Annotated in this window: 10 protein-coding genes; 2 read left to right on the top strand and 8 right to left on the bottom strand. The window is 66.6% G+C overall.

The features are described 5' to 3' along the window. Window positions 1-76: 76 nt before the first annotated feature. From tsaE to ubiE, 6 genes are all read right to left on the bottom strand, one after another. Window positions 77-1,597 (bottom strand): tRNA (adenosine(37)-N6)-threonylcarbamoyltransferase complex ATPase subunit type 1 TsaE, encoded by a 1,521-nt coding sequence (gene tsaE / locus AX729_RS12645; RefSeq protein ID WP_061023458.1) that lies wholly within the window; start codon window positions 1,595-1,597, stop codon window positions 77-79. Then, a complete protein-coding gene (locus tag AX729_RS12640; protein ID WP_061023455.1) occupies window positions 1,594-4,098 on the bottom strand; it encodes a sensor histidine kinase in 2,505 nt (834 codons plus the stop codon). Before AX729_RS12640 ends, tsaE begins: the two co-directional genes overlap by 4 nt. A 190-nt stretch (window positions 4,099-4,288) precedes the next feature. After that, window positions 4,289-4,747 carry a dUTP diphosphatase gene (dut, locus tag AX729_RS12635; protein ID WP_061023453.1) on the bottom strand — a complete coding sequence of 153 codons (459 nt, stop codon included), beginning with the start codon at window positions 4,745-4,747 and terminating at the stop codon, window positions 4,289-4,291. Continuing rightward, window positions 4,744-6,195 carry a bifunctional phosphopantothenoylcysteine decarboxylase/phosphopantothenate--cysteine ligase CoaBC gene (gene coaBC, locus AX729_RS12630; protein ID WP_061023452.1) on the bottom strand — a complete coding sequence of 484 codons (1,452 nt, stop codon included), beginning with the start codon at window positions 6,193-6,195 and terminating at the stop codon, window positions 4,744-4,746. The genes dut and coaBC overlap by 4 nt, the downstream gene beginning before the upstream one ends. A gap of 57 nt (window positions 6,196-6,252) precedes the next feature. After that, complete coding sequence (gene ubiB / locus AX729_RS12625) at window positions 6,253-7,827, bottom strand: 2-polyprenylphenol 6-hydroxylase (RefSeq protein ID WP_061023449.1); 1,575 nt, start codon at window positions 7,825-7,827, stop codon at window positions 6,253-6,255. Further along, complete coding sequence (gene ubiE / locus AX729_RS12620) at window positions 7,824-8,585, bottom strand: bifunctional demethylmenaquinone methyltransferase/2-methoxy-6-polyprenyl-1,4-benzoquinol methylase UbiE (protein ID WP_061023447.1); 762 nt, start codon at window positions 8,583-8,585, stop codon at window positions 7,824-7,826. Before ubiE ends, ubiB begins: the two co-directional genes overlap by 4 nt. A gap of 81 nt (window positions 8,586-8,666) precedes the next feature. On the opposite strand from ubiE, the gene mutM reads away from it, so the two are divergent. Next, entirely contained in the window at window positions 8,667-9,548 is an 882-nt protein-coding gene (gene mutM / locus AX729_RS12615; RefSeq protein ID WP_061023444.1) for a bifunctional DNA-formamidopyrimidine glycosylase/DNA-(apurinic or apyrimidinic site) lyase, read from the top strand. A gap of 219 nt (window positions 9,549-9,767) precedes the next feature. On the opposite strand, the gene AX729_RS12610 is transcribed toward mutM, so the two are convergent. Next, window positions 9,768-10,511, bottom strand: a complete 744-nt coding sequence (locus tag AX729_RS12610) for a nucleotide-binding protein (RefSeq protein WP_061023442.1) — start codon at window positions 10,509-10,511, stop codon at window positions 9,768-9,770. A gap of 351 nt (window positions 10,512-10,862) precedes the next feature. After that, window positions 10,863-12,221 carry a serine protease gene (locus tag AX729_RS12605; protein WP_061023440.1) on the bottom strand — a complete coding sequence of 453 codons (1,359 nt, stop codon included), beginning with the start codon at window positions 12,219-12,221 and terminating at the stop codon, window positions 10,863-10,865. 261 nt (window positions 12,222-12,482) lie between these two features. Between AX729_RS12605 and AX729_RS12600 the strand changes: the two genes are divergently transcribed. Further along, complete coding sequence (locus AX729_RS12600) at window positions 12,483-13,286, top strand: HesA/MoeB/ThiF family protein (RefSeq protein WP_061023438.1); 804 nt, start codon at window positions 12,483-12,485, stop codon at window positions 13,284-13,286. Window positions 13,287-13,294 lie beyond the last annotated feature (8 nt).

Below are 13,294 nucleotides of genomic sequence, written 5' to 3'. Positions count from 1 at the left end.
AGCCCCGTAATCATCCGGCTGCTTCATCGACAGAATAGCGACGTCTTGGCTAACGGCTGGTAAATCGGGCCCTGAATCAGCCTCGAGGGGGCGGCACGTTGGCGAGATACCAGTCGCGCAAGGCGCCGAGCGCGGGATGCGCCAGCGAACGCTGGAGATAGGTCCAGATCCGCGGCTGGTGGCGCAGATAATGCGGCTTGCCGTCGCGGCGGTTGAGGCGGGCGAAGGTGCCGAGCAGGCGTGTGTTCCGCTGCGCCGACATGACGGCGTAGAGCTCGGCAAAACCGGCCGCATCGAAGCCGGCGTCGGCAGCGCGCCGGGCCTTGATGTAGCGCGACAGCAGCGTCAGCTCGAGCGTCTCCGGCACGTCGATGCGGGCGTCCTGGAGCAGCGACACCACGTCGTAGGATTGCGGTCCGAGCACGGCATCCTGGAAATCGATCACGCCGACGCGCTCGATGCCGGCGCGATTCCCGAGCCAGATCAAGTTGGGCGAGTGATAGTCGCGGATGACCCACGTCTTCGGCGCGGCCAGCGGCTTTTTGAGCAGCTCGCGCCACATCGCGAAGAATTCCGCGCGTGCCGCCTCGCTCAACGGTGCGTTTCGATCAGGCAGATACCATTCTGGCATCAACCCGATTTCGATCAGCAGCGCCTCGGCGTCGAAGACGGGAATGGCGTAGGTCTGATCCGCCAGCGGCAGTGTTTCCGGCAACGTCTTGCCATGCAGCACGGCCAGCAAATCCGCGGCGGCCTCGTAGCGCTCGGCGATCGGACGCGGCGGATCGCCCTCGATCACGCCTTCGCTGCCAAGATCCTCGGTGATCAGGAAGCCATGATCGAGATCGGAATGATGGATCGCGGGCGCGGAGATGCCCTGCGCGCGCAGGCCTTCGGCGATGGCGACGAAGGGTTTGACGTTCTCGGCCAGATGCACCGCGGCGCTGTAGGATTTTCCGTTGTAGAGGGCCGCGCCGTCGGGCCGCTGCGGAAAATTCATGAGGATGACGATTTCGTCCTCGCGCAGCAGGCGTGCATAGGAGCGCGTGGAGGCGTCGCCGGCCATGCGCTTGCGCGTCGCATCCATGTAGCCGGATGCATCGAGGAATTCGCGCAACGCCTTCAGCCGCGCGACTTGAGCGGCGGCCTTGCCATGGCCGGTGATGTCGGCGGCGCGTGCATTCGATCCCAGCGCCGGCCGGTGCGTCAGCGCGATGTCGATGCGATCCTCGGGCATTGCCGAGGGTGCGCGCTCGGGCCATTCGATCAGGACGAGCGTGGCATCCGGGAGCGGCGACAGCCCGATTTCCTCGAGCTCGCCCTCGTCCTCGACGCGATAGAGATCGGCATGCACCACCGGGAAGGGCGGCAGCTCGTAGCCCTGCACCAGCGTGAAGGTCGGGCTCGGCACTTCCAGCGCGTCGTCGCCGGCGAGGTAGCGGATCAGGCTGCGCGCCGCCGCGGTCTTGCCGGCACCGAGATCGCCTGTGAGGGTGATGACGTCGCCGGGACCGACCAGCAGCGCGAGGTCTTCCATCAATTGCGCAGTGGCCGTCTCGTTGAGGAGCGCGACCGCGAATGTGGTTGGTTCCGTCATTCGGCGGCGTCGCGATGCGCCGCCTGGTCGGTCGGGAAATCGCAGATCACGACCGTGCCCCGGCCGACGATCGAATCCACCCGCACCTTGCCGCCATGCAGCTCGACGAAGGAGCGCACCAGCGACAGACCCAGCCCGGCACCGCGGTGACGCGAGCCCTGCGAGCGGCTTTCGAACCAGTTGAACACCTTGTCCTTCATGTCGGCCGGTATTCCAGGTCCCGAATCTGTCACGGTGAAGACCACGCTGCGCTCGGTGCGCCGCGCGCTGATCCCGACGGTGGAATCCTGTGGAGAAAACCCGACGGCGTTGGCCAGGAGGTTATAGAGCACCTGCACCACGCGCTTCTCGTCGCCGGTGAAGCTGCCGATATCCGGCGCGATCTCGACCTTGAGGCGGATGCGGTCGGTGGCGAGCCGGTCCTGAATGCCCTCGGCAGCGAGCTCGATGGCCTTGCTGACGTCGACCTGTCCGAGTTCCAGCTTCATCGCGCCGGCGTCGATGGTGGCAAGATCCAGGATGTTGTTGGTGAGCGCGAGCAGCGCGTTGGTCGATTTGGTGACGTAGTCGAGATATTCGGCCTGCTTCGGCGTCAGCGGCCCGGTCGAGGGGTCGCTGAGGAAATGCGCAAAGCCGATGATGGTGGTGAGCGGCGAGCGCAGCTCGTAGGAGACGTGGTGGACGAAATCCACCTTCATCTGATCGGCGGCCTCCAGCGCCTCGTTGCGCTCGCGCAGCGCGCGCTCGACATTTTCGGTGTCGGTGATGTCCTGGAACGTCAGCATGGTGGCGCCGTCCGGCAGCGGCCGGATCATGCCGTCGAGCACGCTGCCGTCCTTGCGCTCCAGCTTCAGCGGCACATCGGCGCGGTTCTCGATTGAGGTGATGGCCTCGCGGATCTGGCGCCAGACCACGGGATCGTCGAACAGCTGGTGGCACCAGCCTTCCACCGTCTGGATGTGCGGCTCGTCGCGCATGGCATCGCTCGAGAGCTTCCACATCCGGACGAAGGCCGGATTGAACAGCTGCGCCTTGCCGTTGCTGCCGAACACTGCGACGCCCTCGGCGAGGCTGTCCAGCGTCTCGCGCTGAACGCGGATCAGCCCGTCGAAGCGGCGGGCGAGGTCGAGGCTTTCGGTGACGTCGTCGAACAGATAGGTGACGCCGCCCTCGGGATTCGGCGTGGTGACGACCGAGAGTGCCCTTCCGTCGGGCAGGAACCAGGTGTCCTTGGCGGTCTCGACCGCGCGATAGGCCTCGTGCAGTTTCGCTTTCCAGGCACGGAAATCCGGCTGTTCCGGCAATTTGCGCGCGGCGCGGAGCTGGTCGAGCACGCTTGAATCATCAGGATTGGCGTCGAGGAAGGCGCGGTCGAGGTCCCACAGCCGCCGATAGGAATCGTTGTAGAAGGCGAGGCGGCGCTGGCCGTCGAAGACGGCAACGCCGGAGGAGAGCTGGTCGAGCGTGCGCCGATGCGCCTCTGCCATCCGCACGAGCGCCGAGCTCAGCGCGACCGCTTCGCTGGCATCGATGGCGACGCCCACGCTACCGCTGCCGACATTGACCGCGCGCACGTCGTAGATGCGCCGCTCGCCGCCGATCACGATCGGCAGCCGCGAAGTGAAGCTGGCCGCGTCCTTCAGCCCCCGCTCCATCGCGGTGCGGTCGGCGCTGTCGAGCAGCTCCAGCTTGCGCTCCTGCGCGTCGGTGACACTGTTTGCCTCGGTGGCGCGCACATAGGCCGGATTGGCGTAGGTCAGCGCGCCGTTCTCGCCCTTGGCCCAGATCGGCCAGGGTGCGGCGGCGGCGAAACCGCGCAGCATCTCGGTCTCGTCGGAGAGCGCCTTGTAGCGCAGATTGGTCTCGGCCAGATCGCGGCGCAGTCCGGAGAGTTCGCGAATCCGGACAATGGCCTGTCCGCCGATGGCGCGGCCGATCGCTTCCAGCGTATGGCCGTGCGCGGTGGTGAGCGTGAGCTGGAACCCGTCGCCGCGATCGCGCAGCGCATCGACGGCATGGTCCATCTGGAGCGCGGGTTCCGGTGGCAGCCAGGTTCCGAATGCGAGCACGCGCTGCGGCGAGGAATCGCGCGGCAGCACCATGGAGATGTCGCCGGCAATCTGCGCACGGCTGTCGCCGGCCGGCCAGGAGATCAGGATCTGCGGCTCGGCGAACAGCAGCGCGCCGAAGCGGTCGGCCTGGAGTTGCAGTTCCCCGATCCGGGCGCGCAGCCGCGCCTCGTTCTTCACAGTGCGCACGCGCGTGCGCATCAGGAGAATTGCGGCCACCACCGAAAAGCCGAGCAAGGCCAGCGCGGTGGCGAGCACCGCGAGCTCCTGTCGGTTGAAATCCAGCATGCTGGAGAGGGTGTCGACGACATCGGCGGCCTCGGCCGGCACAGCCGGCAGCAGCGCCGCGAGAGCGCTTCCCATCAAGCCGTTGCGCACCAACGATGTGCACGACAGCAGCGTCCGACGCATCGACACGATCACGCCTGACATAGTTGCCCCAAGATCGCACGGATTTGCGCGCGGCGACCCCCGTCGCGCGCGAATCAAAAGACAATACCCTCACCGTGACTCCGCCGGTAAGAGTCCAGATCGTGAACGCGAAGGCGAGCCCCCAAAAATGCCGGGCGCGGTGTTCCAGCTCACGCTGGTCTTCGGGTGATTCGCGTGGAGCTGTCGCGATTTAGCGGCCGGTCGAGCCGAAGCCGCCGGCGCCGCGATCGGTTGCGGACAATGTCGTCACCGGAACCAGCGCGGCCTGCACCACGGGTGCGATCACCATCTGAGCGATGCGCTCGCCGCGCTTGATCACGAAGGGCGCCGCGCCGTGGTTGATCAGGATCACCTTGATCTCGCCGCGATAATCCGCGTCGATCGTGCCCGGCGAGTTGAGCACGGTGACGCCGTGCTTGGCGGCGAGCCCCGAGCGCGGCCGCACCTGCGCCTCGTGCCCGGGCGGCAATGCGATCGCAAGACCCGTCGGCACCAGCGCATATTGGCCCGGGGCGAGCGTCAGCGGTTCGCTCTCCGGAACGGCTGCCATCAGGTCGAGACCGGCGGCCTCGCTGGTCTGATAGGCCGGCAGCGCCAGACCTTCAGCATGGGCGAGGCGTTGCAGTTCGACCGTGATTGTGGCGCTCAAGATGCCGGCTCCCGGGATTTGTCGGCCACGCTCCTTGCGACATGCGCGACCAGTTCGATGGCGACCTGTTCCTTGGTCATCACCGGCCAGGAATCAACTGCAATCTCGCCGTCCTTCGCGCCGTCCTTGCGGCTGAGGAGGTGGACGGTGTTGCGGTCGCCGCCCATCACGCCGGTTGCCGGCGACACGTCGTTGGCGACGATCCAGTCGCAGCCCTTGCGCGCGAGTTTCGACTTGGCGTTCTCGATGAGATGCTCGGTCTCGGCGGCAAAGCCGATCACCAGCGGCGGGCGCTTGTCGGTCAGCTTCGAGATCGTGGCGAGAATGTCGGGGTTTTCGACGAGCTGAAGCGGCGGCATGCCGGCCGCGGTTTTCTTCAGCTTCTGCTCGCCCTCATTGGCGACGCGCCAGTCGGCGACCGCCGCGGCGAAGATCGCGATGTCGGCGGGGAGCGCCGCCTGGACCTGCTCCAGCATCTGCCGTGCCGATTCGACATGCTTCACCGTCACGCCGGGGGGATCGTCGAGGTCGACGGGGCCGCTGACCAGGATCACCTCGGCGCCGGCGGCCTGGGCGGCCGCGGCAATGGCGAAGCCCTGCTTGCCCGAGGAGCGGTTGGCGATGTAGCGCACCGGGTCGATCGGCTCGTGCGTCGGACCCGCGGTGATCAGCACGCGCTTGCCGGCCAGCGGGCGCGGCACCGGTGGCCGCAGCAGACGTTCGGCGGCATTGGCTATCTCGATCGCTTCCGACATGCGGCCGGTTCCGGCTTCGCCGGCTTCGGCCATTTCGCCGGAATTCGGTCCGATCAGCACCGCGCCGTCGCGCTGCAGCTGCGCGACGTTGCGCCGCGTGGCTGCATTGTTCCACATCAGCGGATTCATCGCCGGCGCGAGCAAGACCTTGCGGTTGGTGGCGAGCAGGATGGCGCTGGCGAGATCGTCGGCATGGCCATTCGCCATCTTCGCCAACAGGTCTGCGGTGGCCGGCGCCACCACGATCAGGTCGCAGTCACGCGCGAGGCGAATATGGCCGGCGTCGAACTCGCTCTGCGGGTCGAACAGGTCGGTATAGACGCGCTCATGCGAGAGCGCGCTCGCAGCCAGCGGCGTGACGAATTGCTGCGCCGCCTTGGTCAGCACGCAGCGGACCTCGATGCGGCGCTCCTTCAGCCGGCGGATCAGGTCGAGCGATTTGTACGCCGCGATCCCGCCGCCGATGATCAGGGTGACGCTGGCCTCGGGAACGGCGCCGGTGCGTTGGGGAATCGGAGCTGAGGATGTTGCAGGCGGCACCGCAAACGGCGTCAGCGGCTCCTCGCGGCCCTCGATCAGCTCCCGCAGGATGACCCGGACCTCTTCCTCGACCGATCTGCGGTTCTTGGCCGAGCGCAGCCGCAGATAGGTTTTGACGCCGTCGTCGAGCTTGCGGATGGTCAGGCTTGCCATGACGCCCCTCCAGCACGGAATGATAGCGATGCTATCACTCGCGTGATTGCAGTGCAATCACAGATTCCGGACGGCGATCAGGATGCCGATGAATGTCGCGGCGATGATCCAGAGCGCCACGGTGCGCCCGCGATTCTTGCGGCCCTCGCTGCGCCCCATTGCCGCGATGCTCTCCGGTGACAGCCTGATGCCCTCCCGCGTCATGGTCTCGAGCTGCTCGAGGACCTTCACCGAGCGCTCGGCGATCTCGGGCAGGCGCATCAGCACGCGTGCGATGTCGCCGGTACCGGCCAGCGCGCCCTGCATCCGGCCGATCGGCCCGAGATTGCGCTCGATCCATTCGCGCACCACGGGGTCGGCGATCCTCCAGATGTCGAGCTTGGGATCGAAGCCGCGTGCCACGCCCTCGACCACCACCATGGTCTTCTGCAGCAGGATCAGCTCGGGCCGCGTGGTCATGTCGAACAGGCCGGTGACCTCGAGCAGCAGCGTCAGCAGCCGCGCCATCGAGATCTCCTCGGCGGTGCGGTTGTGGATCGGCTCGCCGATGGCGCGGATGGCCTGCGCGAAATTCTCGACCGAATGGTGCGCGGGCACATAGCCCGCCTCGAAATGCACCTCCGCGACGCGGCGATAGTCGCGGGTGATGAAGCCGAGCAGGATCTCGGCGAGAAAGCGCCGCTCCTTCATGCCGAGCCGACCCATGATGCCGAAATCGACCGCGACGAGACGACCGGCATCGTCCAGGAACAGATTGCCCGGATGCATGTCGGCGTGGAAGAAGCCGTCGCGCAGCGCGTGACGCAGGAAGCTCTGGATCACCTTGCGGCCGAGATCGGGCAGGTCGACCTGCGACTCGGCTAGGCGCTTGTGGTCGTTCAGCGCGATGCCGTCGATCCACTCCATTGTCAGCACGTTGTGCGTGGTGCGGTCCCAGTCGACGGCGGGGACGCGAAAATCCGGATCGTCGCGGGTGTTCTCCGCCATCTCGGACAGCGCGGCGGCTTCCAGTCGCAGATCCATCTCCATCGCGACCGAGCGCGACATGGTGTTGATGACCTCGACGAGGCGCAGGCGACGCGCCTCGGACGAATAGGCCTCGGCCTTGTGTGCGACGAAGAAGAAATCCGAGAGGTCGCGGCGGAAGCGTGCGGCGACGTTGGGCCGCAGCACCTTCACCGCGACCGCCTTGCGGACGCCGTCGCGCAACACTTCGCCACGATGCACCTGCGCGATCGAAGCCGCGGCAACCGGCGGGCCGAAGCTCGCGAACACGTCCTTCAGCGGCCGCTCCAGCGACGTCGAGATCGCTGCTTCCGCTTCGGCTTGCGGGAAGGGCGGCAGGCGGTCCTGCAGGCTTTCGAGGTCGCGCGCCATGATGACGCCGACCACGTCGGGGCGTGTGGCCAGGAATTGACCGAGCTTGAGATAGGCCGGGCCCATCCGCGTCAGCGCGCGCGAGATCCGGGGGCCGTCCTTGGTGCCGCGGCGTTCGACGAGGCGCGCCAGCTTCAGCGCGAGCTGTCCCGGGGGCGGTACCAGGCTCGGATCGACCGAGCCGAACACGCCCTCGCGCGCGAACACGAGCGCGGCGCGGATCAGGCGCGCAGTGTGGGTAAAGGCAGAGATCACAAACGCCAGCCCGAATGCAGTGCGACGATGCCGCCGGAGAGCGCCTGCCAGCTGACGCGGGAAAAGCCGGCCTCGCGGATCATGTCGGCGAACGCGGCGGGCTTCGGAAACTTGCGGATCGATTCGACGAGATACTGGTAGGACTCGGCGTCGCCCGTGACCATGCGGCCGAGCGGCGGGATCACCTTGAACGAGAACAAGTCGTAGAGCTTGTCGAGCCCGGGCATCTCGACGGTGGAGAACTCGAGACAGAGGAAGCGGCTGCCGGGCTTCAGCACGCGATAGGCCTCGCGCAGCGCGAGGTCGATCCGCGGCACGTTGCGAATGCCGAAAGCGATCGTATAGGCGTCGAAGCTGCGGTCGGCAAAGGCGAGCGCTTCGGCATTGCCCTCGACGAAATCGACCTGGGTGTCGAGATGCCGCTTTGCGGCGCGCTCACGGCCCACCGCCAGCATGTCGGAATTGATGTCGCAGACGGTGGCGTGGAAGCCCGCACCGGCGGCCTTGGCGGCGCGGAACGAGATGTCGCCGGTGCCGCCGGCAACGTCGAGCAGCGCGAACGGCCGGTCGCTCCTCGGCGGGTCGAGCGCGTTGATCATGATGTCCTTCCAGACCCGGTGCAGGCCGCCGGACATCAGGTCGTTCATCAGATCATAGCGCGACGCCACGCTGTGAAACACATCGTTCACCAGCGTCTGCTTGTCCCCGAGGGGAACGTCCCTGAAGCCAAAATGCGTGGTTTCGCCCGGCCGATCCATTACTCTACTCCACTGGGCGGACCATAGCGTGCCCGCCGCAATGGCGCTATCACACCGCCCTCATAAGGTGAATGCCCGACCATGCCTGAATTGCCCGAAGTCGAGACCGTTCGCCGCGGCCTTCAGCCCGTGATGGAGGGTGCGAAAATCCTGGTCGCGGAAGCCCGCCGGCCGGATTTGCGTTTCCCGTTCCAGCCGGACTTCGTGGCGCGGCTGAAGGGGCAGGTCGTCACGGGGCTCGGCCGCCGCGCAAAATATCTCATGGCCGACCTCGCCTCCGGCGACGTGCTGCTGATGCATCTGGGCATGTCGGGCTCGTTCCGTGTCATCAAGCCGGACAACGAGGCCGCGCCCGGCGAGTTTCACTATCCGAAGGGCAAGGACTCCGCGCATGACCATGTGCTGTTCCGGATGTCCTCCGGCGCCGACATCGTCTTCAACGACCCGCGCCGCTTCGGTTACATGAAAGTGATCGCGCGCAATGCGCTCGAAGACGAACCGCTGCTACGCGGGCTCGGACCCGAGCCGCTCGGCAACGAATTCGACGCTGCGATGCTGGCGCGCTCCTGCGCCGGCAAGACGACCAGCCTGAAGGCGGCGCTGCTCGACCAGCGCGTGGTCGCGGGCCTCGGCAACATCTACGTCTGCGAAGCGCTGCACCGCGCGTATCTGTCGCCGCGCCGGATCGCTGCCACGCTGTCGACGAAAAAGGGTGAGCCGACGGATCATGCGAAACGGTTGGTCGGCGCGATCCACACCGTGCTGAATGACGCCATCAAGGCCGGCGGCTCCAGCTTGCGCGATCACCGCCAGACCTCTGGCGAGCTCGGCTACTTCCAGCACTCGTTCAAGGTCTACGACCGCGAAGGCGAAAAATGCACGACGCCGCGCTGCGGCGGGACGATCAAGCGGTTCACCCAGAATGGTCGATCGACCTTCTGGTGTCCGAAATGTCAGAAGTGAAGGCACAATCGTCTTGCGAGGAGCTGTTGCGGCGAAGCAATCCAGATTGTCCCCAGGGAGGGATTCTTGATTGCTTCGCTGCGCTCGCAATGACGAGTGAATGGACGGTTTGAAAGGCGCGAAGCGAGGCAATCCAGCCGGGCTGGTGGCCGAATTGCCTCGTCGCTGGGACTCTTCCGGATAGCGGAGAGCCCGCCTGGCGTCTGAGCGATGCCCCGCTCAGGACGCCAGTGTCGTGGTCTCGTCTCCTGAAAGCTCGGCGGCCGCATGCAGCATGCTGTCGGCAGCCGACATGACCTGATCGATCAGCAAACGGGTCGTGGCCTCGAGCTCGAGCCGGGTCTCGATCCAGCGCCAGAGCCCGCGAATCTCGTCCGCCGACTTGCCGTTCGGCGCGAATTCGCTGACGGCAAGACCTTTCGCGAGCGAGTCCTGGTGATCGTTGCGCATTACGATCAGCGGACGCGCGAGCACATCAGCGAGGTCGAGCGCGGCTTCCTCGGCGAGCGTGATGGCGGCGTTGTCGATGCGCTGGCCGCGGATCGGAGTCTGGTTCAGCACGAAGCTGTACGGACGCCTCCAGGCGCGCGCGACGCTCAGCGTCGAGACTGTAGCCTCGATGTCGGCGACGCTCGGACGGGCCGGGATCAGGCAGAGGTCGGAATAGCGGATCGCGGCGGTGGTCGCGGCGCTGAGACCGGCCGCGGTGTCGACGATCGCGAGCTGGAGTCCGCCGTCGGCGAGCATCTTCAGCCGCGGCTCGATGTCGGCGGCGTGATAGATCGGTTCGACGACGAGGTCGTCCGTGCCGCGGCGGCGTTGCCAGTTGGACAGGGTTCCCTGCGGGTCGGTCTCAATCAGGCGGACGGTGAAGCCGGCCTGCTTGGCGGCCAGCGCGAGGCCGATGGCGAGCGTGCTCTTGCCGCTGCCGCCCTTTTGGGTGGCAAGTACGATCGTGTGCATTGAAGATCAATCCTCTGGAGTGCTTCGGTCAGGAATACGCCACGCGAACGTGCATCGATCTCGATGCTGAGCTCTTCTCGCTCAGGACGTGCCGGCCCGATCCAAAGGGGGATCGCGGAGGTCCGAATCAGGTAACGATGATGTCGGAATAGGGAATGCCAGCGAATCCGTAGCATTACCGGACCCGTAGTCGTACGTATGCTGGCGCTCACGGCTGTGCCCCGGACAAGGCGCAGCACGTCAGTGATGCGCTGCCGGGCCGTGGCCCAGACCGAAGCTCCCGGCCCTGCGGTGCGCCGCTTCGTGCCGCACCGCGTCCGGGACGCGAGAGAATCGTGATTGCCGCGCGGCTTACTTCCTCACGCAGATCACGCGGACGACGGCGGCCTTCGCATCCGCCGACGTGCCATTTGCCGTGACACCGTTCGTCTTCAGGAAATCGCGCACCGTTTCCGCCGAGACCATCACGGCCTGTGAGGCCGGCATCGATGTCGCGGGTCCAGCAACCATGGCCGGCTTCAGCAGCGCGATCCCGGCGAACTTGCCGTCGGCATCGATGGCCGGGCTGCCGGAAAATCCGACTGCCGGCGGCGGCGAGAGGGCGAAATCGCTGCGGGTGAGCGGCGCCAGCGCAGCCTTGAGGCTCGACACCCCGGCCGCGCCGCCCTGGCTCTGCGGATCGGCGATGCCGATGACATCGACATTCGTTTTCCCGGCACCGGCCGCGAGGTTGAGCGGCTTCAGGCCGCGGGCGCCGTAGATGCGCAGTAGCGCGAGATCGCGCTCCTTGTCCTCGGCGAGACGGTCGGCGCTGCCGTAGCCGCCGATCGTGATCGCAAGGCAGCCGTCGGTGGCGAGGCGATCGGTGACGATCGCGCCGTCGTCGCTGACGACGATTCCGGTGGCGTACTCGACGGTCTTGCGCGGTGGCGGTCCCGCTTGCGGTCCGGACGGAAAGGCATTGAACGCGCTCGACATCGCGATCACCACCGGCTCGACGGTGTTCTCGGTCGCCTGGTCGTAGAGGATCGTCATGGTGCGGACCTCGTCGCCCTTGAAGGTGCCGCGGACATAGAATTTCTTCAGGCCCTGCAAGCCCGACAGCACGAAGAAGTCGGGCTTCACCACGGTGTAGTCGACCTTGCGCCCGGACGGCTCCTTCTCCAGATCGGCGAGCTTTGCCGAGCTCGGGTTCGCCTCCTTGCGGCGGCTGAGCAGGATCTGCACGGTTCCGGTCGGCGAGGTCCATTTCGAGCCGTTGGCGTCGCTTGCCTGCTGCGGCACCAGCTTGCCGGGGATGCCGAGCCGCGCGCCGCTGGTCGGCTCCGTCACGATCTTCCAGCCGACGCTCTCCTGCTTCTTTCGCGCCGTCTCGGCGAGCGCGGCGCGCTCCTGCGGATTGAGCACGCCGGTCGGCTTGCCGCCCTTCGCCTTCTGGTACTCCTTGATGGCGTTCACCATGCGCTCGCTGACGTCGCCGGTGATCGCGCCATTATATTGGCCGACCCAGGCGAGATCGGACTGGAGCGACAGCCGCTCTGCTCTTGCCATGGCATCGGCCGTCGCCGACGGCGTCTGCATCGCGGGAGGCTTGACCGGAACTGTTTGAACCGTTTTCGGAGTGGAGCCGGGGATTTGTGGCGCCGTCGTCTGGGCGTGAGCGCCCGTGGCGGCCGCAAACATCAGTGTTGCCGCAAGCATCGATCTCATGACAAATCCAGCCAGCCCATTGAACGCATGCCATTGAAGCACATCTCGTTGGTCGCGAACAATGTTGGGGTGGTTCAGTTGGCGACAGGGCCGCGAACTCAGGCCCTCATCCTGAGGAGTGGCCGAAGGCTGCGTCTCGAAGGATGGCCGCAGGCGACATCCGGGCCTGCATGGTTCGAGACGCGCGTGCCGCGCTCCTCACCATGAAGGTCGAGAGCGAAGCCGTGGTAAGCGAAGCCGTGGTAGGAGAGACGTACGACGATGCTGAGCCCGGACGAACTCGAACGCTACGCCCGCCATATCGTGCTGCGCGATGTCGGCGGACCCGGCCAGGCGGCGCTGAAGCGGGCCTCCGTGCTGGTGATCGGTGCCGGCGGGCTCGGCGCCCCGGCCCTGATGTATCTGGCCGCCGCCGGCATCGGCACGCTCGGCGTGGTCGACGACGACGTGGTGTCGCTGTCCAATCTGCAGCGCCAGGTCATCCACACCACGCCCGACATCGGCCGGCACAAGGTCGAGAGCGCGGCCGAGCGGATAGCCGCGCTCAATCCGCATGTCCGCTTCGTCGGTCATGCCACCTGGCTCAACGCCGACAATGCGCTCAGCCTGATCGGCGACTACGACCTCGTGCTCGACGGCTCCGACAATTTCTCGACGCGGTATCTCGCCTCCGACGCCTGCTTCTTCGCGAAGCGGCCGCTGATCACGGCGGCGCTCGGCACCTTCGACGGCTCGCTCACCACCATCCGTGCGCACGAGACGAACGAGCAGGGCGAGTTCAACCCGACCTATCGCTGCCTGTTTCCCGAGGCGCCGCCGCCCGGCACCGTTCCCGCCTGCGCGGAGGCCGGCGTCATGGGGGCGCTCGCGGGCGTGCTCGGCTCGATGATGGCGCTGGAGGCGATCCGCGAGATCGTCGGCTTCGGCGACGGCCTCGTCGGCCGCCTCCTGATGATCGATGCGCGCGCGATGCGCTTCGAGACGCTGCGCTACGGGCGCGATCCCGCCAATCCGCTCAACGGCGATGGGCCGGTGATCAGCGATCTAAGCATCCACCGTGCCTGAGATCGACG

Origin of the sequence: Bradyrhizobium sp. CCH5-F6 (genome assembly GCF_001556045.1) — a bacterium.
Lineage (GTDB): Bacteria > Pseudomonadota > Alphaproteobacteria > Rhizobiales > Xanthobacteraceae > Bradyrhizobium.
This window is presented reverse-complemented; position numbering and strand designations above follow the sequence as displayed.

What these genes read in the sequence shown, in the direction of transcription:
- tsaE (WP_061023458.1), bottom strand. Translation starts at nt 1,597, where the DNA reads ATGACGGAACCAACCACATTCGCGGTCGCGCTCCTCAACGAGACGGCC.
- AX729_RS12640 (WP_061023455.1), bottom strand. Translation starts at nt 4,098, where the DNA reads ATGTCAGGCGTGATCGTGTCGATGCGTCGGACGCTGCTGTCGTGCACA.
- coaBC (WP_061023452.1), bottom strand. Translation starts at nt 6,195, where the DNA reads ATGGCAAGCCTGACCATCCGCAAGCTCGACGACGGCGTCAAAACCTAT.
- ubiE (WP_061023447.1), bottom strand. Translation starts at nt 8,585, where the DNA reads ATGGATCGGCCGGGCGAAACCACGCATTTTGGCTTCAGGGACGTTCCC.
- mutM (WP_061023444.1), top strand. Translation starts at nt 8,667, where the DNA reads ATGCCTGAATTGCCCGAAGTCGAGACCGTTCGCCGCGGCCTTCAGCCC.
- AX729_RS12610 (WP_061023442.1), bottom strand. Translation starts at nt 10,511, where the DNA reads ATGCACACGATCGTACTTGCCACCCAAAAGGGCGGCAGCGGCAAGAGC.
- AX729_RS12605 (WP_061023440.1), bottom strand. Translation starts at nt 12,221, where the DNA reads ATGAGATCGATGCTTGCGGCAACACTGATGTTTGCGGCCGCCACGGGC.
- AX729_RS12600 (WP_061023438.1), top strand. Translation starts at nt 12,483, where the DNA reads ATGCTGAGCCCGGACGAACTCGAACGCTACGCCCGCCATATCGTGCTG.